Origin of the sequence: Rhodococcus sp. YL-1 (assembly GCF_001942025.1) — a bacterium.
Lineage (GTDB): Bacteria > Actinomycetota > Actinomycetes > Mycobacteriales > Mycobacteriaceae > Rhodococcus_F > Rhodococcus_F qingshengii.
This window is the reverse complement of record NZ_CP017299.1, coordinates 5,431,537-5,447,307: the sequence shown is the minus strand read 5'-3', so window position 1 is coordinate 5,447,307 and position 15,771 is coordinate 5,431,537. Positions and strand designations below refer to the sequence as shown.

Sequence of the window (15,771 nt, the reverse complement as noted above, 5' to 3'; positions counted from 1 at the left end):
ATTCTCACCGGTATCGGCGGGCTTCGATCGCGGCCTAATCCGAAGCGGATGAGACCGGATTTCCACGGACATCGAACGTCTCGAGTATCTTCGACACATGATCGAAGCCGTGCGTGACGCACTCGCCTCTGGTGAGGCGGAGCAGGCTCGACGAGTCCTGCGGAAAAACTGGCTTCGTTTGATTCTCGAATCTCACACCAGGGAACTCGAGCAGCTCTGCCTTGCTCATCCCGATCCCCACGATCCGCACATCCTGCTGATACGAGCGTGCTGCCGCGATCTCAGCGGTGATCCGTACGGCGCTGAGTTTCTCCGCGGGCAGGGTCTGCGGGTGGCGTCCGACGATTTTGTCGTCTGCTTCACCGACCTGCTGCTCGCTCCGGACACCTCGACCAAGGCCGTCATCGCCGATCGCGCGCGTCACGCGCTCGCCCAGTGCGAGCCCGAGGACGATTACCCGTCCGCGCTTTTCCTCCTCGGATGGACCGAGGTCAGGCTTCGTCGTGACCTTCCTCGTGCCATCGCGCTACTTCGCTCCGCCGGCGACGAGGCGCAGTTGCAGTCGCGCACGGAGACATTGCGTCTTGCACAGTCCAACTTGGCCTTTGCGCTGACCCACGCGGGAGCATTCACGGAAGCCGAACAGATCCTCGACGGCCTTCCTGCGCGAGAGGTGGCGTCCGATTGGGAACGCTTCGAAGGTGGTCTCCCACAGTCGAATCGGGGGTGCATCGCTTACTGGCGTGGCGACTTCGAGGAGGCGATCGCTCAGTTCGATTCGATCATCGAGGAGGGCAGCCCCGGAACCAATTTCGAGGCGCTCGCCCGTCTGTACCTGGTGATGAGCCTGATCGCTCTGAACCGGGAAGACCGGTACCACAACGCCGCTCGTCTGCTGCGAGGCGTGAGCACTGCGGACAAGCACGGCATTCCTTGGGATACGCTGCGGCGCGTCACCACGGCCTGGCTCGCCCACGCTCAAGGACAGGACGAGCAAGCTCGCCGCATCGCAATGCCCACGCTGACCAGAACAGGTGCTGCGGTCGCTCACGCGCTTCTCGCGGAGCTCTACCGAGTCATGGGGGATCCGGAACCGTCGGCTCAAGCGCTTCGCTTGGCAACCTCGGCCGCGCTGCCGCGATATGCGCTGGTGAGCACCCTTGTCACGTCTGCCGCCCTGAGCTCCGTCGCCGGGCGTGGACCGCAGGCGCACGAGCAGTTGGATCGTGCGCTGGCGGAAGCAATCCCCGAGCGGATTCTCGCCCCATTTCTGAGCGGCGATCCGGTAATCGTCGATCTGTTGAACGCGCACGCAACACAGGGGTCGAGACACCAGGAGCTCCTACGCACGATTCTGGAAAAACGGGGCCAGCTCTCTGCCAAGCTCGCCGGAGTCCTGACGGAACGTGAGAAAGAGATCCTCACTTTTCTGCGAACTACGATGACTGCAGACGAGATCGCTGCGCACCTCGGCATCGCCTATCCCACTGTGAAGACTCACATTCGCTCGATCTACCGCAAACTAGGCGTGACCAAACGGCGTGCCGCTGTTCAAGCAGCCGACAACCTAGACCGCGGGATCGGGGGCGATTCCGCGGCGGAGGCTGCGAACCGTCAGATCCAAGGCTTGTAGTCGCGTCCCGGAACCGCGGTTCACGTAGTCCATCGACGTGTAGAGCAGTGACCACAGCAGGTTCTGGACCCAGTCCGAACGAACGTGCGCGCACCGGGGCCGTGGTGACTATCGCTCACCGGCTCTCGACGGTGCGTGACGCCGACTGGATCGTGGTCATGGAAGACGGTCGGATCCGCAACATCGGCAACCATGACGAGCTCATAGACAAGGACGATCTGTACCGCGACATGGTGGTTGCCGGCCGGCTCGATCAGGGCGAGGCAATGCTCGAGGATTGTTGACCCGACGCGTCGGCGTGTGCGAGAGTGCTGATACCGAGCGATCGCTCGGTCGGGATGTTCTTTCGGAGGTGGCTGGTGGCAATCGATCTGACGTACGCGCCCGAGGTGGTGGCGCTGATCGAGAAGACGCGCGACTTCACGCGCAACGTAGTGCTCCCCATCGAAGACGAACACGCCGGTGACATCGCTGTAGCGGGTGGCGATGCAATCCGCATCGAGATGCAGTCGGCAGCAAAAGAAGCCGGTGTCTTCGCCCCGCATGCGCCGATCGAGTACGGCGGACACGGACTCAACATGAGTGATCGCGCGCCGGTCTTCGAGGAAGCCGGCTACTCGCTATTCGGGCCGACGGCGCTCAACATCGCGGCGCCGGACGAGGGCAACGTTCACATGCTGGCCCACGTGGCGAACGAAGCACAGAAGCAGCAGTTCCTCGCGCCGCTCGCAAGCGGGGACATGCGGTCGGCATTCGCCATGACCGAACCCGCGCCCGGAGCGGGATCCGATCCCTCGGCTTTGAACACCCGCGCCGAAAAAGTCCCCGGTGGCTGGAAGATCAACGGTAAGAAATGGTTCATCACCGGCGCCGACGGCGCCGGGTTCTTCATCATCATGGCGCGCACGTCCGGCGAGCCCGGGCAGCGCGGCGGAGCGACCATGTTCCTGGCGCCGACGGACACTCCCGGCCTGGTAGTGGGTCGACACATCGACACCCTCGACAAGGCCATGATCGGTGGGCACTGCGAGGTCACGTTCGAGGATCTCTTCGTACCCGACGAGGCCGTTCTCGGTGAGGTCGATCAAGGATTCGCCTACGCGCAGGTTCGCCTCGGTCCCGCCCGCATGACGCACGTGATGCGCTGGCTCGGTGCAGCGCGCCGCGGCCACGACGTCGCCGTGGCCAGAGTTGCCGAACGAGAAGGCTTCGGCTCGAAACTCGGTGATCTCGGAATGATCCAGAAGATGGTCGCCGACAACGAGATCGACATCGCAGCCAGCCGCGCACTTCTGGTGCAGGCCTGCTTCGAACTCGATCAGGGCGGGCACGCGAGCAACGCGACGTCCATCGCCAAGACCTACGCCGCCGAGGCGATCTTCCGGATCGTGGACCGCTCCATTCAGATGTGTGGCGGAATGGGCGTGTCCGGCGATCTGCCGCTGGCACGCTTGTCCCGCGAAGTGCGTCCCTTCCGCGTCTACGACGGCCCGTCCGAGGTTCATCGCTGGGCAATTGCGAAACGTGTTGTCGGAGCTGCGAAGCGCGCTGCTCGGGAGGAGTCGAAGTGACGGACTTTCCAGGACTCGATCTCGCGGCGCTCCACAAGTATCTGCAAGCCGCAGGCGTCGAGGTGAGCGGTGAGTTGCGAGCCGAACTGATTTCAGGCGGCAAATCCAATCTCACCTACGGAATCTTCGACGACAACTCGAAGTGGATTCTGCGTCGTCCACCCACGGCCGGCCTCACGCCGTCGGCGCATGACGTTGCGCGTGAGTTCCGAATCACCTCGGCGTTGCAGAACACTGCCGTGCCGGTCGCGCCGACCGTCGTGCTGTGCGAGGACGCCTCGGTGATGGGTGCGTCGTTCACGGTGGTCGAGTTCGTCACCGGTCAAGTGATCCGGACCAAAACCGAGTTGGAGGCTGTTCGGGCAGAGCAGGTCACGCAGTGCACCGACGAGTTGGTGCGTGTTCTCGCTGCCTTGCACGACGTCGACTACAACGCAGTGGGTCTCGGCGAACTCGGCAGACCCGACGGTTACGTAGCCCGCCAGGTGAAGTTGTGGGCCGGTCAATGGTCACGCGTCAAGACCGAGGACTCGGCCGACGTGGACAGGTTGGCGTCGAGCCTCGCGGAATTGATTCCGGCGGAATCAGCCTCGTCGATCGTGCACGGCGACTACCGGATCGACAACACGATTCTCGCGGCGAACGACGTCACCAAGGTTGCCGCAGTGGTGGACTGGGAACTGTCGACGCTGGGCGATCCGCTGGCGGACATCGCGATGATGTGCGTCTATCGGCATCCCGCGCTGGATCTGGTTCTGGGTGAGCCTGCTGCGTGGACGAGCCCGTCGCTACCATCCGTTGTCGATCTGGCGCAACGGTATTCGTCCGTGTCGGGTCGTGAACTGGCGCATTGGAACTTCTACATGGCGCTCGGGTTCTTCAAACTCGCCGTCGTGGCGCAGGGCATCGATCACCGATTCCGAGCAGGAGCCACCGTCGGCGGGGGATTCGACAAGGCTGGATCTTCTGTGCCGGAACTGATCTCGGCCGGACTCAACGCACTGCAAGGGAAATTCGAATGACTCGATCAGCACTGGTCACCGGCGCCTCCAAGGGAATCGGGCTCGGCATCGCAACACGCTTGGCTTCGCAAGGGTACGGGCTGACCATCACAGCGCGTGATACCGAGCGGCTCGCCGTTGTCGCCGAAGAACTTACCCGCGCCGGATCGCCGGACGTCGTCGTCTCGGCCGGCGACATGGCGGACGAGAACTTCGCCGCAGCACTCGTCGCCACACACAATGAGCGATTCGGCTCCATGAGGGCTCTCGTCCTCAACGCCGGAGTGGGAACCAGTGGGCGAGTAGCGGATTACCCGATGCGACGTTTCGACAAGACCGTTGCCGTCAATCTCCGAACACCGTTTGCACTATTGCAAGCGTCGCTGCCGCTCCTGCGTACAGCGGCGGACGCGGACCTTGCCGGCGGAGCGAAGGTGATCGCTCTCGCCTCGATGGCCGGTGTGTATGCCGAGAGCGGCCTGGCCGTCTACGGAGCCACCAAAGCTGCGCTGATTTCGATGGTCGAGGCACTCAACGCCGAGGAATCCGGAAACGGCGTCAGTGCGACGGCCATCGCTCCCGGTTACGTCGACACCGACATGTCGGCATGGACACACGATCGGATCACACCGGACACCATGATCAAGGTCGACGACATCGTGGAGTTGGTGGACGGTCTGCTCAAGCTCTCGTCTCGAGCGGTCGTTCCGAAGGTCGTCATGGCGCGGGCCGGGACCAACGGCTACTCCGCCTGAAATTTCAATCCAGCTTGGCTTCGCCCCGCTTGCGAAAGAAGTGAAAGCCAGGCACCCCGACGATCGCCTGCCGCAGGTCCTTGACCACTCCGAGGAGTTCGTGGATCTCGGGCGAGACGGAGTCCAAGGTTCCGAGGATGGGCAACACCGCGGCCACCCGGTCGGTGAGCTCCGGTAGTTGGTCGATCAGCTTGATCGCGGCGCTGACCTCTGCCTCGGAAAGGTCGTCGGCGAACCTGGCGGCCAGCGGCGCGAGCTGTAGGGCGATGGGCTCGTAGATCTCGAGGAGTTGACCCGCGATGTCCGACGTCTGCTCGACGGCCTCGACCAGTGTCTCAGCGCGAACGGTCACGGCGGCAGCTCCGATGACGACGCGGTCGGCGTTGTCGGCGATCTGGTTGATGCGCGCCACCAACCTCTCGACCGAGAAGAGGAGCGCCTCGAGTCGAGTGGGCAGGGTGACCGCAAAAGCGACCGTGGACAGGGACCAGTGCACCACGTCGCCGACGGAGCGGACGACGGTGGAGCTGCCGGGCAAAACTAGAGCCATCCCTCGATACTGCCTGATGTGACGTCAAAGTACAGGTAAATCTCACATTCACGAGGCCCGCGGCGTCTTCGAGGTGTCGGTGCCGGCGCGGACAATCACTTCACCCGCTGCCTGCCGCACCGCGCAACCTGGAAGGATCGAGACATGACGGCTATCCGTACGCACACTGTGATCGACTCGCCGATCGGAGCGTTGACGCTGGTAGCAGCAGGTGACGACCTCTGCGGGCTGTACATGGCGGAGCATCGCCACAAGCCGGACGAGTCCACGTTCGGTGATCGTTCCTCGGCGGTCTTCGGTGAAGTCGAATCGCAGCTCACCGAGTACTTCGAGGGTGATCGCACGGAGTTCTCCGTGCCGCTGGCGCCCGTGGGTACCGAGTTCCAGAAGCGGGTGTGGGACACCTTGCGAACGATCCCGTACGGCGAAACCTGGACCTACATGGAGCTCGCGCAAACTTTGGGTAACCCGCTTGCGATCCGTGCCGCCGCCGCGGCAAACGGCAAGAATCCGATCAGCATCATCGTTCCCTGTCATCGCGTGGTCGGTAGCGACGGAAGTATGACCGGTTTCGCCGGCGGCCTCGAACGTAAGCGGTTCCTGCTCGACCGCGAGCACGGCGGCGAATCGGATGTCCTCTTCTGATGCGCTCGGCTCACAATTCGGTGATCGGGAACGTCTACCGGTCGTGACACTCAAACCGTTCGAAGACGTCGTGACCGAATACGGTGCAGTGGTCCTCCGTGTCTGCCGCGCGGTGGTCGGGCCCGTCGACGCCGAGGACGCGTGGTCCGAGACGTTCATCGCAGCGATGCGGGCATATCCGGATCTGAATCCGGACGCGAACATCGAAGCCTGGCTGGTCACCATCGCGCACCGCAAGGCAATCGACATCACCCGAGTGCGCGCCCGGGTGGCCGTGCCGACAGACGACGTTCCGGAGTTGCCGACGCGAATCGGCGTACCCGGAACGTGGGATCACGAACTCTGGGACGCACTCGAACAGCTACCGCTCAAACAACGTGCGGCAGTCGCCTATCACTTTCTGGGTGGGCTGCCGTACGCAGAGATCGCGGACATCCTCGGCAACACCCCGGCGGCCGCCAGACGCGCGGGTGCGGACGGTATCGCCACACTACGAAGAACCTACTTGTCCGCTACCGCTGCGGAAGGGAGTCACTCATGAGTAACGATGTGTTCGAGGCGCTTCCAGCCGTTGACGCTGACGCCATGATCCGCCTACGGGCGCGCCTGGCTGCTCAGGCGTCCGAAGCTGAATTGATCGACGTGGCATATCGAACCGTCGATTCGCCGGTCGGAAAGCTGCTCCTGGCGGCGACCGATGTCGGCCTGGTGCGGGTTGCCTTTGCCGTCGAAGGGCACGACCTCGTTCTGGAACGTTTGGCGGACACCGTCAGCCCCCGTGTGCTTCATTACCCGCGCAGGCTGGACACTGTCGCTCGCGAGTTGGACGAGTACTTTGCCGGTGCGCGTCGAGAATTCGATCTGCGCTTGGACTTCCAACTCGCGAAGGGGTTCCGACGCGAAGTGTTGCGTCATCTTCCCGAGATCGAATACGGCCACACTGCAAGCTATTCGGTGGTCGCGGCAGCATCGGGAAGCCCACGTGCGGTGCGTGCCGTAGGGACCGCATGTGCAAAGAACCCGCTGCCGTTGGTGGTCCCGTGTCACCGGGTGGTGCGCAGCGACGGCAGCCTCGGGCAGTACGCGGGTGGCCCCGAACTGAAAGCGATTCTGCTGGATCTGGAAGCCGGCCGGTGAGCGCAGTGACGCTGCGCTTTCAGGCGCCCTATGCAGTCGAACCGCTCACCGGTGCCCTGCGGGCTCACTGCGTCGCAGGCCTCGAGCGTCACGACGACGGTGTTCACACCAGAGTCGTACCGTTGCCTTCCGGACCCGTTGTCGTGTCGGTGTCGTGGATCGACGACGGTGTCGTCGTGGATTCCGATGTGCCGGTAGCGGATTCCGCAGTGCTGGAGGTGATCGTGCGCCGTTGGCTCGACCTCGACGCCGATCACACTGCTGTCGAAGCGGCGTTCGGTAGTGATGAGTTGTTGGCCCCACTTGTTGCCGCCCGTCCAGGATTGCGTGTGCTCGGTTCGGTGGACGGGTTCGAGACCGCAGTGCTCACTGTTCTGGGACAACAGGTTTCGCTCGGCGCGGCGAGGACGTTCGGTGGTCGTTTTGTCAGCGCATTCGGGGTACCGGTGCAAGGGGATTTTCTTGCCTTCCCTGATCCGGACGTGGTTGCAGCGCAATCAACCGAGGGCATACAGAAAGTCGTCGGATTGACCACAGCGCGCGCAAGGACAGTGCACACGCTGGCAACTGCGGCAGCGAACGGCCTCGATCTCTCCTGGAATGCGGATCCTGTCCAATTTCGGCGAGAGCTGTTGGCGCTAAAGGGAATCGGACCGTGGACCGCTGACTATCTCACTGTTCGAATTCTCGGTGATCGCGACGCCTTCGTACCCGACGATCTGGTGTTGAAGCGAGCGTTGGGGGTTTCGTCGGGCAAAGAAGCCGCAGCGTTGTCCGAGCGCTGGCGACCCTGGCGAGCCTACGCGCTCTTTCATCTGTGGACCAAGGAAGCGTTTCTGTAGTCGGTCAGTCTTTCGCGCGCGCCAGTTCGGACGGCCACCAAATACGTTTCCCGATGTCGTGAGAGAGTGCCGGCACCAGGACGCTGCGCACGATGATCGTATCGAGCAGCACGCCGAAGGCCACGGCAAATCCGATCTCGGCGAGGAAGACCAGTGGCAGGATGCCCAGTACGGCAAATGTTGCGGCCAAGACGATTCCGGCTGACGTGATCACACCGCCCGTCACCGCAAGACCGCGCAGTACACCTGCGCGGGTGCCGAATTCTCCGGTCTCCTCCCGGACTCTGGTCATCAGGAAGATGTTGTAGTCGATACCCAGTGCGACGAGGAAGACGAAGGCGAACAGCGGGAACGATTGATCCGCCCCGGCGAACCCGAATACGTGTGTGAAGAAGAATCCGCTCACACCGAGGGTCGCCGCGAAGGAAAGCACCACGGTGACAATGAGAATCACCGGGATCAGCAGAGCGCGGAGCAAAGCGGCCAGAACCAGGAAGATCACCACCAACACGATCGGGATGATCAGGTTTCTGTCGCGGACCGAGGCGGCCTGGACATCAAGGGTGGTGGCCGTGCTGCCCCCGACGAGCGCGTCGGCGCCGGGCACGTCGTGGACGGCAGTCCGCAGTCGCTTGACAGTTTCGAGTGCCTGCGGCGAATCGTAGGAGTCGGCGAGGGTTGCATTGATCATGGTTCGGCCGTCGATCGGTGCAACGGTGAAAGCCGCAGGGGCGCAACCCGCAGCGGCGGCTTGTGCGACGGCAGCGGGGTTGGTCTTGATCAAATCGCTGACCTTTGCGACGTCCACCTGGGTGCAGACGGCGCCGGGATCCTGCGAGATACCTTCGACGCCGCTGGCTGCTTTGATGACGGCGTCGGCCTGGTCGGCGTTTGCGGTGATCACGGCCGGTGCGCCGGCTCCGGGATCGAACTTCGAGTCGTAGAGTTCCTGTCCGACAACGGCGTCGGGACGATTGGTGAAGCTTTCGGTAGACGTCAGGCCATCGGTTTTGAGACTGCCGATCCCGGCCGCGAACAGGATGATCAACAACACTGTGGCGCCGATCCACAGTGGGCGGTCCTTGCTGCCGACGGCCTCGGCGATCTTGCCCCACATCCCGTGCGTCGTAAGGTCTGCGGCGTGATCGACCTTGGGCTTGCGCGGCCAGAAGACCCACCGTCCGGTGGCGGCCAGAGCGACCGGCATGAACGTCATCATCACCAGATAGGTGCAGGCGATCCCGATGGCGGCGACGGGTCCGAGGCTCTTGTTAGAGTTGAGTTGAGAGAACGTCAGGCAAAGCAGACCGAGAATGACGGTGACAGCCGAAGCGGTGATGGCCGGCGCAGACTCGCGCCAGGCCTTGATCATCGCGTCGAAGCGGTTGGGATACGTGTGCAATTCTTCGCGATAGCGAGAGATCAAGAGTAGGGCGTAGTCGGTACCGGCACCGATCACCAACACGAAAAGGATGCCTTGAGACTGTCCGGTCAGAGTGAGTAATTCGGCTTTCGCGAGAAAATAGATCACCATCGACGACAAACCGATGGCGAGGAGCGCGGAGAACAGCGGGAAGAACCACAACACCGGCGATCGGTACACGACAAGCAGGATGAGGATCACGACCAGGAGTGCCGCGCCAAGGAGCGCTCCGTCCAGACCGGCAAAGGCGTCGATGAACGCAACGAGTAGCCCACCTGGCCCGGCTGGGAGTACCTCGACATCACCAGCTGCTTGTTTTGCTGCGTCGATGACGTTCTGCTCGGTGGTCGCCAGGACATCGCCTGCCACGGATGTGTCTCCGTCCTTGGCGACGAGTGGCACGAAGATCGACGCAGTTGTGCCGTCGGCGGAGTACTGAGTGGGCTGCATACCGTCGGCGTCTACCCCGGCGACGCCGGCAATGGCGCCGTAGGCCGAGTTGATTGCAGATTTGTCCGCCTCGGTGAGGGCCGAATCTCTATGGAACAGAACAAATCCAGGGATCGTCTCGACTGCGAGGAAGTTCGCGGATTGGTTGCTGACGATTGTCGATTCGGCGGAACTCGGGAGGTACGAGGCGTTGTCGTTCTTTTGAACCTCGGCGAGTTTGCCCTGGAAAGAACCGCCGAATCCGCCTGCGACGAAGGCGAAGATCGCAAGGGCGATCACGGTGAAGATCGGCACGCGAAGGCGCTTCACGGCTCCGCGCTCGTTCCGTTCTGCGTCAGTTGTGTCCAGCTTGGTCATGGTTCTCCTCGAACGCAGTCGACCAGCACCAACAAAGCAACATTTTCCAGTAGAACACGCAATACGGGCGCGGTGGAACCACTTGGCGTGGAATTGACGACGCTACGAAGTGCCTTTGCCGTATGTCTCGCGGGCTGCGACGTCCATGGGAAAACGGACGACTGTGTCGCCGAACAACAATCGAGTTGCCGAAGCAGCTGCGGCCAGCACGTGCGCGGTACCGGTTTCGGGGTTGCGGGTATGCACGACTACCTCGTCGTGCTGGAAGAAGACCAACTCGCCGTCCGGGTCTTCGGCGAGGCGGCGCCTGAGGTCGGCCAGGAGGCACAGCGCCCACTCGGACGCAGTGGCCTGCACGACGAAGTTTCGCGTGAAACGACCGCGGGCGTGAGCGTCGCCGTGGGAGTAGAAGTCGGGAGACGGTGGGGGACAGGCCCGGCCGAGCAGTGACTTCACCACCTCGCCGCGCTCACCTGCCTTGGCAGCTTGCTCGACGTACTCGACGGCGACCGGGAATCGCTTCCGCAACAAGATGAGCAGTGCTTTGGCTTCACCCGCCGTCGCCCCGTACAGGACTCCGAGGATTGCGACCTTGGCTTTTGCGCGATCACCGCCGAAGGCTTCGGCACCGACAAGTGCGTACAGGTCGTCGTCCCCGGCGGCGGCCATCATGCGGCGGTCGCCGGACATGGCGGCCAGAATTCGGGGCTCGAGCTGACCGGCGTCGGCGACGACGAACACGTGGCCCGGATCGGCGACGACGCTCGAGCGCATTGTCTTCGGAATCTGGAGGGCCCCGCCGCCTCGACTCGCCCACCTGCCGGACACGACACCACCGGGAACGTAGATCGGACGGAATCGATCTCCCCGCACCCAACTGTCCATCCACTGCCAACCGTTGGTGCTGTACAGCTTGGCGAGTTCGCGATGACGAAGGAGTAGCGGCACAGCCGGATGATCGATCTCCTGCAGAAACCACTTGCGCGTCGACGGAAGTTCGATGCCCTGACGACCGAACGCCTCGGTGATCTCCACCGAAGACGAAGGATTGACGGTGCGCCCGAAGACCTCACTGATCTGTGCGGCAAGTTCCTGCATACGAGCGGGGAGGTCGTATCCCGTCGGCCGCGGCCCCAGCCGTTCTTCGAGGAGTTCGCGATGCTTCTGCGTCGAGAACGGAAGGCCCGTGTGCGTCATCTCGGCGGCGCTGAGAGCGCCGGCCGATTCTGCTGCGATCAACAAGTCCAGTCGAGCGTCCGCGCCGATGGTTGCGCGCTGCTCGGCGAATTCGGTGACGACGGCGAGGGGATCGAGAACGGGTGCAGTGTCGAAGAGTCCGAGTCGATCGTCGTCGAACTCCTCGGCGGGCGGTGACGGTTTGCCGGCGCGCATTCCGAGTATCGCGCGGGTCAGTGAGATGTCGTGGCACCGCTGAACCCGTACGCCTGCCCGCAGTAGAGGTGGGTACACGGTCGCCGTACTCGGCCACACCCACCGCGGGTGCTCGGCTTCCTCGATGGTGCGTACCGCTGCGATCAGGTCGGGGTATTCGACGGGATCGGCGAGCGGCGTTCCAGCGGGATCGGTCCGTAGGACAGTTGCCGTCACACCTCCCGTGGACGTCGTACTACCGGGGACCAGGACAACTCGCACGACATCAGTGTGACGGCTGGGGCCGACACGCCATCGCTCGGCGTGCTCAGGCCCTGACGAACCGGATGTGTTGACCCGGGCGGGCTTGGCCGAGTCGGTCGATATCTGCGTCCGCGACCACTCCCACCACCGGATAGCCGCCGGTGATGGGGTGATCGGCGAGGAACACGACAGGTTGGCCGCTGGGTGGGACCTGGATCGATCCGAGTGCCACGCCTTCGGTGGGCAGTTCGGTGTCGTCTGTTCTTCGAAGTAGTTCGTCGGCGCCGACGCGATCGACGCGTGCGCCGATTCGGTCCGAGTCGGTCGAGATCGCCCATCGGCCATGGAGGAGTGTTTCGGGGTTGGTGAATCGATCTGCGCGAGGACCGAACACCACTCGAATGGCGAGAGTCTCGTTTGCCATCGGCGGCACCGGTGCGAGGTCGACGGCTGAGAACGTGGTCGGCGATGGCCCGATCGGGAGAAAAACACCAGGCTCGAGAGGCGCCGGACCGATCCCGGACATCGTGTCGGTGCTGCGCGATCCCAGGATCTCGGGAACCACAATGCCGCCTCGGACGGTCAAATACGTCCGCAGTCCCCTCGGTGCGTAGTCCAGGCGGACGGTCTGACCAGCCCGCAGATCGATCACGCTCGAATGCCCGACCGGAATGCCGTCGCGGTAGGCCTGTGCCGGCGCACCGGTGAACGCGATCGTTGTCGGTTGCTGCGCCCGAAGACTCAGCCCACCCAGGAGGACCTCGACACCGGCTGCGCCCTCGTTGTTGCCGACGAGCCGATTGCCAAGCCTGAGAGATCGCCTGTCTGCCGCACCGGAAACCCCGACACCCGAGCGAAGATGACCTATCCGTCCGAGGTCCTGGATCAGGCTCAGCGGCCCGGTGTCGAGTATCTCCAGACTGTTCATCGTTGTTCCTCGTTCACGAAGCGCACGCGTCTGCCGGGATGAACGGTGGCCGGTGGTGTGGCGTTCAGATCCCACATCACGGCATCGGTGCTCCCGATGATCTGCCAGCCACCCGGTGATGCACGCGGGTAGACCGCGCTGTATCCAGCGGCCAGGGCGACGGAACCGGCAGGCACAGCGGTTCGTGATTGCGTTCGACGCGGAACGTCGAGCCGAGTGTCGCCTGAAGTCAGGTAGGCGAAGCCGGGTGCGAATCCGATGAAGGCGCAACGCCACATTGCCCCGGTGTGGGCCGCAACCACCTCGGATCGGCTCATACCAAGTGACTGTGCGACGTCGTCGAGGTCGGGCCCGTCGTACCTGACGGCGATGGTGAGTGCATCCGTCTCGAAATGTTCGTCTGTGGTCGCGGCAGAATCGGTCTGCTCGAGATCGTTCAAGCGCTTCCGGACGTACGTGAGATCTGCCGCCGGGGTGCACGTGACCAGGACCGTGCGAGCTGCGGGGAGGAAGTCTTCGACCCCGACCGGGGTGTTACGCGTCAGTGCTTCGGTGAACGCGAGAACGCCAGCTTCGGAATCGAAGTCCACGAGCAATGCGCGTTCTCCCGCGGGAAGTATGCGAGTCACAGGGAGGGCTCCCTATCGACTCGAGTCCGCTCCACGTCCGCTCGCATCGCGGCGATGAAACTCGCGATGGTGGCTCGCTCTGTGGCGGTGTAATTGCCGAGGGTGCTCACCGCCCGTGAAATGAGTGGGCCGAAGTAACTCTCGCCGAGTGCGGCTGCGGTTGGTGTGACCTGCAAGAGCACCCGCCTGCGGTCTGCTGAGTCCCGCTCCCGAGCTACGTGGCCCGCTTTGACCATCCGGTCGACGAGCGCGGTCACCGACGCCGAGTTGATACCCAGCTGTGCGCCGAGCCAGCCTGGTGTCGCCGGTGTGTCCGAGCGCTCGGCATCGAGAAGGCAGATCAACGCGCGCACGTCGGTGGAGTGCATTTTGTACTTGTTCGCAAAGCCGGAAACCGCCACGTTCAAGTCGACGGTAAGTGCGCGAAGCGAGTGGACGATCGCCATCGCTTCGTCTTCTGCATCGCCGACGCTCAAGGATGCCTCCAGCCCTGGTGTGTTGTCTCTTGATTGTCTACTATCTCGATAATCGAGAGAAATGGGGGTAGGGGATGGACTTCAATCGCGCATACGACGCTGTACTGACCAAATGGCCGCAGAAACCGCTGGGTGTGGATCTCGCGGGGCGGTTCGGTAGCACTCACGTGAACGTCTGTGGACCTGCAGACTCGCGGCCGTTGATCCTTCTGCCCGGGGGAGGTGCCACTTCGACGGTGTGGTTCGACAACGTTGGGGCGCTGTCGAAATCCCGGCGTGTTTTTGCCGTCGACACGCTGGGTGATGCCGGACTCAGCGTTCCGAATGGCGATCGGATGAAGTCCGTCGACGATCTGATCGAGTGGATGGACTCGATAGTCGATTGCACCGGGGCCGACACCGTCGATGTGATCGGACATTCCTACGGCGCGATGATTGCGTTGGCCTTTGCGCTGCATCGACCGGATCGTCTCGGCAAACTTGTTCTGCTCGACCCCAATTCGAGTTTCTCCGGCATGAAGGCGGGCTACCTTCTGCGTGTGCTTCCGCTGTTGCTCTCCCCGTCGCGAGCACGCCGACGCCGACTGTTGGAATGGGAGACAGGCGAGTTGAGCATCGACTCCGACTGGCTGTCTCTTGTGGAAGTGGGCACTTCGGATCTACCGCGACCCGATCTCGTAGTGCCTCGACGTCCTTCGAAGGATGCCTTGAGCGCACTGGATGTCGAGTTGCTGGTGGTCCTCGCACAAGACGGGCGGGTGCATGATGCGGAAACCGTGTCGAAGTCAGTGCGGGAGAGGTTTCCCGCAGCGCGTGTCGAGGTTCTGAAAGCTTCTTCGCATCACAGCATTCCGATGGTTCCCGCCGATGAAATCAACCGGGTGCTCGTCGACTTCTTGGAGGGCTAGCGGATCAGGGTGCGACGACGCACCCCGGACCGATCGGTGTCGCCGGATTGACATCGACCGTTGTGACCGGCCCGCCCGCGGACGTCTGGTAGGCCATCAGAGAGTGTTCGCCCGGTGCAGTCGGAGTCCACAGCGTGATGGCGTGGCCGAGTACAACCGGCAAGGTGAAGTAGGGATTGACGGTGTCCCAGATCAGTTCCTGCGGGAACATGGTCGACGCCCGGTTCATGTCGACAATCGAGACGTTCGGCTCGTTCAACGCTGCTGTCCTGGCAACCACCAGATACGTGCAGGCCGCTCCGTACGGCGTCGTCGGCCCGCTGCTGAGACCCGGAAGGATCGTGACGTCGACTACGTCCGCGGACGCTGAAGTCGCGGAACAGATGGCTGCACTCGCGCAGAGGCAGCGGCGACTACGGTAGTTCGAGCGATTCGTGAAAGTGTCATACCAGCAGGTCGGTTTTATCTGGGTGGGTGTTACAGGCAGACTGACCGGATGCGCGCACTTCACGTTCTGCTGGCCGGCTTCGGCTTCCTGCTGGGGTTCCTGATTATTGTTGTCTCCGGCCTGATCGAGTGGGCGTCCTTCGCCTCCCGAACCGATTTCGCCTTCGTCGGTGACTCCGCCGTGTCGGTTGGTGTTTCCAACGAGGCGATCTACACCGCCGTCGCTGCTCCACTGGTGGGTGCACTGTTGGGCTGGGGGTCAGCTGTCATCGCGACGAGGTTCGGGTGGAGCCTCACTCGTGGGGGTGCCACGCCGGCAAGCGAGTGACCAGGCAGCGGACCCGCTTGCTGGTCCGTGGGTTATGAGGAAAGGCCCCGACCTCC

At 63.1% G+C, this 15,771-nt stretch carries 19 protein-coding genes; 12 read left to right on the top strand and 7 right to left on the bottom strand.

Going from position 1 to position 15,771, the window contains the following annotated elements:
• Positions 1 to 97 precede the first annotated feature (97 nt).
• From BH682_RS25275 to BH682_RS25255, 5 genes are all read left to right on the top strand, one after another.
• Complete coding sequence (locus BH682_RS25275) at positions 98 to 1,633, top strand: helix-turn-helix transcriptional regulator (protein WP_047272075.1); 1,536 nt, start codon at positions 98 to 100, stop codon at positions 1,631 to 1,633.
• Between the two features lie 104 nt (positions 1,634 to 1,737).
• Entirely contained in the window at positions 1,738 to 1,917 is a 180-nt protein-coding gene (locus BH682_RS35975; protein WP_411561135.1) for a hypothetical protein, read from the top strand.
• Between the two features lie 75 nt (positions 1,918 to 1,992).
• The gene (locus tag BH682_RS25265; RefSeq protein ID WP_003940162.1) at positions 1,993 to 3,204 is read left to right on the top strand and encodes an acyl-CoA dehydrogenase family protein; all 1,212 of its coding nucleotides are present in this window, start codon (positions 1,993 to 1,995) and stop codon (positions 3,202 to 3,204) included.
• On the top strand, positions 3,201 to 4,226 hold the full coding sequence (locus tag BH682_RS25260; RefSeq protein WP_075834459.1) for a phosphotransferase family protein: 1,026 nt from the start codon (positions 3,201 to 3,203) through the stop codon (positions 4,224 to 4,226). Before BH682_RS25265 ends, BH682_RS25260 begins: the two co-directional genes overlap by 4 nt.
• Positions 4,223 to 4,960, top strand: a complete 738-nt coding sequence (locus BH682_RS25255; protein WP_030537223.1) for an SDR family NAD(P)-dependent oxidoreductase — start codon at positions 4,223 to 4,225, stop codon at positions 4,958 to 4,960. The genes BH682_RS25260 and BH682_RS25255 overlap by 4 nt, the downstream gene beginning before the upstream one ends.
• A 4-nt stretch (positions 4,961 to 4,964) precedes the next feature.
• Here BH682_RS25255 and BH682_RS25250 read toward each other — a convergent pair whose 3' ends face one another.
• Positions 4,965 to 5,510, bottom strand: coding sequence for a hypothetical protein (locus tag BH682_RS25250; RefSeq protein WP_007729604.1), 546 nt, complete (start codon positions 5,508 to 5,510; stop codon positions 4,965 to 4,967).
• Between the two features lie 144 nt (positions 5,511 to 5,654).
• On the opposite strand from BH682_RS25250, the gene BH682_RS25245 reads away from it, so the two are divergent.
• From BH682_RS25245 to BH682_RS25230, 4 genes are read left to right on the top strand one after another with little or no spacing between them, the layout of a single operon-like run.
• A complete protein-coding gene (locus tag BH682_RS25245; RefSeq protein WP_075834457.1) occupies positions 5,655 to 6,155 on the top strand; it encodes a methylated-DNA--[protein]-cysteine S-methyltransferase in 501 nt (166 codons plus the stop codon).
• Positions 6,142 to 6,696 carry an RNA polymerase sigma factor gene (locus BH682_RS25240; RefSeq protein ID WP_080961251.1) on the top strand — a complete coding sequence of 185 codons (555 nt, stop codon included), beginning with the start codon at positions 6,142 to 6,144 and terminating at the stop codon, positions 6,694 to 6,696. The genes BH682_RS25245 and BH682_RS25240 overlap by 14 nt, the downstream gene beginning before the upstream one ends.
• Positions 6,693 to 7,292 carry a methylated-DNA--[protein]-cysteine S-methyltransferase gene (locus tag BH682_RS25235; RefSeq protein ID WP_007729599.1) on the top strand — a complete coding sequence of 200 codons (600 nt, stop codon included), beginning with the start codon at positions 6,693 to 6,695 and terminating at the stop codon, positions 7,290 to 7,292. The genes BH682_RS25240 and BH682_RS25235 overlap by 4 nt, the downstream gene beginning before the upstream one ends.
• Positions 7,289 to 8,134, top strand: a complete 846-nt coding sequence (locus BH682_RS25230) for a DNA-3-methyladenine glycosylase family protein (protein ID WP_075834455.1) — start codon at positions 7,289 to 7,291, stop codon at positions 8,132 to 8,134. The genes BH682_RS25235 and BH682_RS25230 overlap by 4 nt, the downstream gene beginning before the upstream one ends.
• A gap of 4 nt (positions 8,135 to 8,138) precedes the next feature.
• On the opposite strand, the gene BH682_RS25225 is transcribed toward BH682_RS25230, so the two are convergent.
• The 5 genes from BH682_RS25225 to BH682_RS25205 all read right to left on the bottom strand — a co-directional run bounded on the left by BH682_RS25225 (position 8,139) and on the right by BH682_RS25205 (position 14,032).
• The gene (locus BH682_RS25225) at positions 8,139 to 10,364 is read right to left on the bottom strand and encodes an MMPL family transporter (RefSeq protein ID WP_075834453.1); all 2,226 of its coding nucleotides are present in this window, start codon (positions 10,362 to 10,364) and stop codon (positions 8,139 to 8,141) included.
• A 102-nt stretch (positions 10,365 to 10,466) separates the two neighbouring features.
• Positions 10,467 to 12,017 (bottom strand): bifunctional 3'-5' exonuclease/DNA polymerase, encoded by a 1,551-nt coding sequence (locus tag BH682_RS25220; protein ID WP_075834451.1) that lies wholly within the window; start codon positions 12,015 to 12,017, stop codon positions 10,467 to 10,469.
• 46 nt (positions 12,018 to 12,063) lie between these two features.
• Positions 12,064 to 12,927, bottom strand: coding sequence for a biotin-dependent carboxyltransferase family protein (locus tag BH682_RS25215; protein ID WP_075834449.1), 864 nt, complete (start codon positions 12,925 to 12,927; stop codon positions 12,064 to 12,066).
• Positions 12,924 to 13,556 carry a 5-oxoprolinase subunit B family protein gene (locus tag BH682_RS25210; RefSeq protein WP_007729588.1) on the bottom strand — a complete coding sequence of 211 codons (633 nt, stop codon included), beginning with the start codon at positions 13,554 to 13,556 and terminating at the stop codon, positions 12,924 to 12,926. Before BH682_RS25210 ends, BH682_RS25215 begins: the two co-directional genes overlap by 4 nt.
• Positions 13,553 to 14,032 carry a MarR family winged helix-turn-helix transcriptional regulator gene (locus BH682_RS25205; RefSeq protein WP_075834447.1) on the bottom strand — a complete coding sequence of 160 codons (480 nt, stop codon included), beginning with the start codon at positions 14,030 to 14,032 and terminating at the stop codon, positions 13,553 to 13,555. Before BH682_RS25205 ends, BH682_RS25210 begins: the two co-directional genes overlap by 4 nt.
• A 74-nt stretch (positions 14,033 to 14,106) precedes the next feature.
• On the opposite strand from BH682_RS25205, the gene BH682_RS25200 reads away from it, so the two are divergent.
• Complete coding sequence (locus BH682_RS25200; RefSeq protein WP_075834445.1) at positions 14,107 to 14,940, top strand: alpha/beta fold hydrolase; 834 nt, start codon at positions 14,107 to 14,109, stop codon at positions 14,938 to 14,940.
• Positions 14,941 to 14,944: 4 nt separating this feature from the next.
• Here BH682_RS25200 and BH682_RS36805 read toward each other — a convergent pair whose 3' ends face one another.
• A complete protein-coding gene (locus BH682_RS36805) occupies positions 14,945 to 15,169 on the bottom strand; it encodes a hypothetical protein (protein WP_223304611.1) in 225 nt (74 codons plus the stop codon).
• Between BH682_RS36805 and BH682_RS36800 the strand changes: the two genes are divergently transcribed.
• Together BH682_RS36800 and BH682_RS25190 are read left to right on the top strand one after the other, a co-directional pair.
• Positions 15,168 to 15,362 carry a hypothetical protein gene (locus BH682_RS36800; protein ID WP_223304610.1) on the top strand — a complete coding sequence of 65 codons (195 nt, stop codon included), beginning with the start codon at positions 15,168 to 15,170 and terminating at the stop codon, positions 15,360 to 15,362. The genes BH682_RS36805 and BH682_RS36800 overlap by 2 nt on opposite strands.
• A gap of 74 nt (positions 15,363 to 15,436) precedes the next feature.
• Complete coding sequence (locus BH682_RS25190; RefSeq protein WP_058037626.1) at positions 15,437 to 15,715, top strand: hypothetical protein; 279 nt, start codon at positions 15,437 to 15,439, stop codon at positions 15,713 to 15,715.
• The last annotated feature ends 56 nt before the right edge of the window (positions 15,716 to 15,771 follow it).

Coding starts and splice junctions, on each gene's coding strand:
- BH682_RS25275 (WP_047272075.1), top strand. CDS start 98: ATGATCGAAGCCGTGCGTGACGCACTCGCCTCTGGTGAGGCGGAGCAG.
- BH682_RS25255 (WP_030537223.1), top strand. CDS start 4,223: ATGACTCGATCAGCACTGGTCACCGGCGCCTCCAAGGGAATCGGGCTC.
- BH682_RS25250 (WP_007729604.1), bottom strand. CDS start 5,510: ATGGCTCTAGTTTTGCCCGGCAGCTCCACCGTCGTCCGCTCCGTCGGC.
- BH682_RS25245 (WP_075834457.1), top strand. CDS start 5,655: ATGACGGCTATCCGTACGCACACTGTGATCGACTCGCCGATCGGAGCG.
- BH682_RS25240 (WP_080961251.1), top strand. CDS start 6,142: ATGTCCTCTTCTGATGCGCTCGGCTCACAATTCGGTGATCGGGAACGT.
- BH682_RS25235 (WP_007729599.1), top strand. CDS start 6,693: ATGAGTAACGATGTGTTCGAGGCGCTTCCAGCCGTTGACGCTGACGCC.
- BH682_RS25225 (WP_075834453.1), bottom strand. CDS start 10,364: ATGACCAAGCTGGACACAACTGACGCAGAACGGAACGAGCGCGGAGCC.
- BH682_RS25215 (WP_075834449.1), bottom strand. CDS start 12,927: ATGAACAGTCTGGAGATACTCGACACCGGGCCGCTGAGCCTGATCCAG.
- BH682_RS25200 (WP_075834445.1), top strand. CDS start 14,107: ATGGACTTCAATCGCGCATACGACGCTGTACTGACCAAATGGCCGCAG.
- BH682_RS36800 (WP_223304610.1), top strand. CDS start 15,168: ATGTCGACAATCGAGACGTTCGGCTCGTTCAACGCTGCTGTCCTGGCA.
- BH682_RS36805 (WP_223304611.1), bottom strand. CDS start 15,169: ATGAACCGGGCGTCGACCATGTTCCCGCAGGAACTGATCTGGGACACC.
- BH682_RS25190 (WP_058037626.1), top strand. CDS start 15,437: ATGCGCGCACTTCACGTTCTGCTGGCCGGCTTCGGCTTCCTGCTGGGG.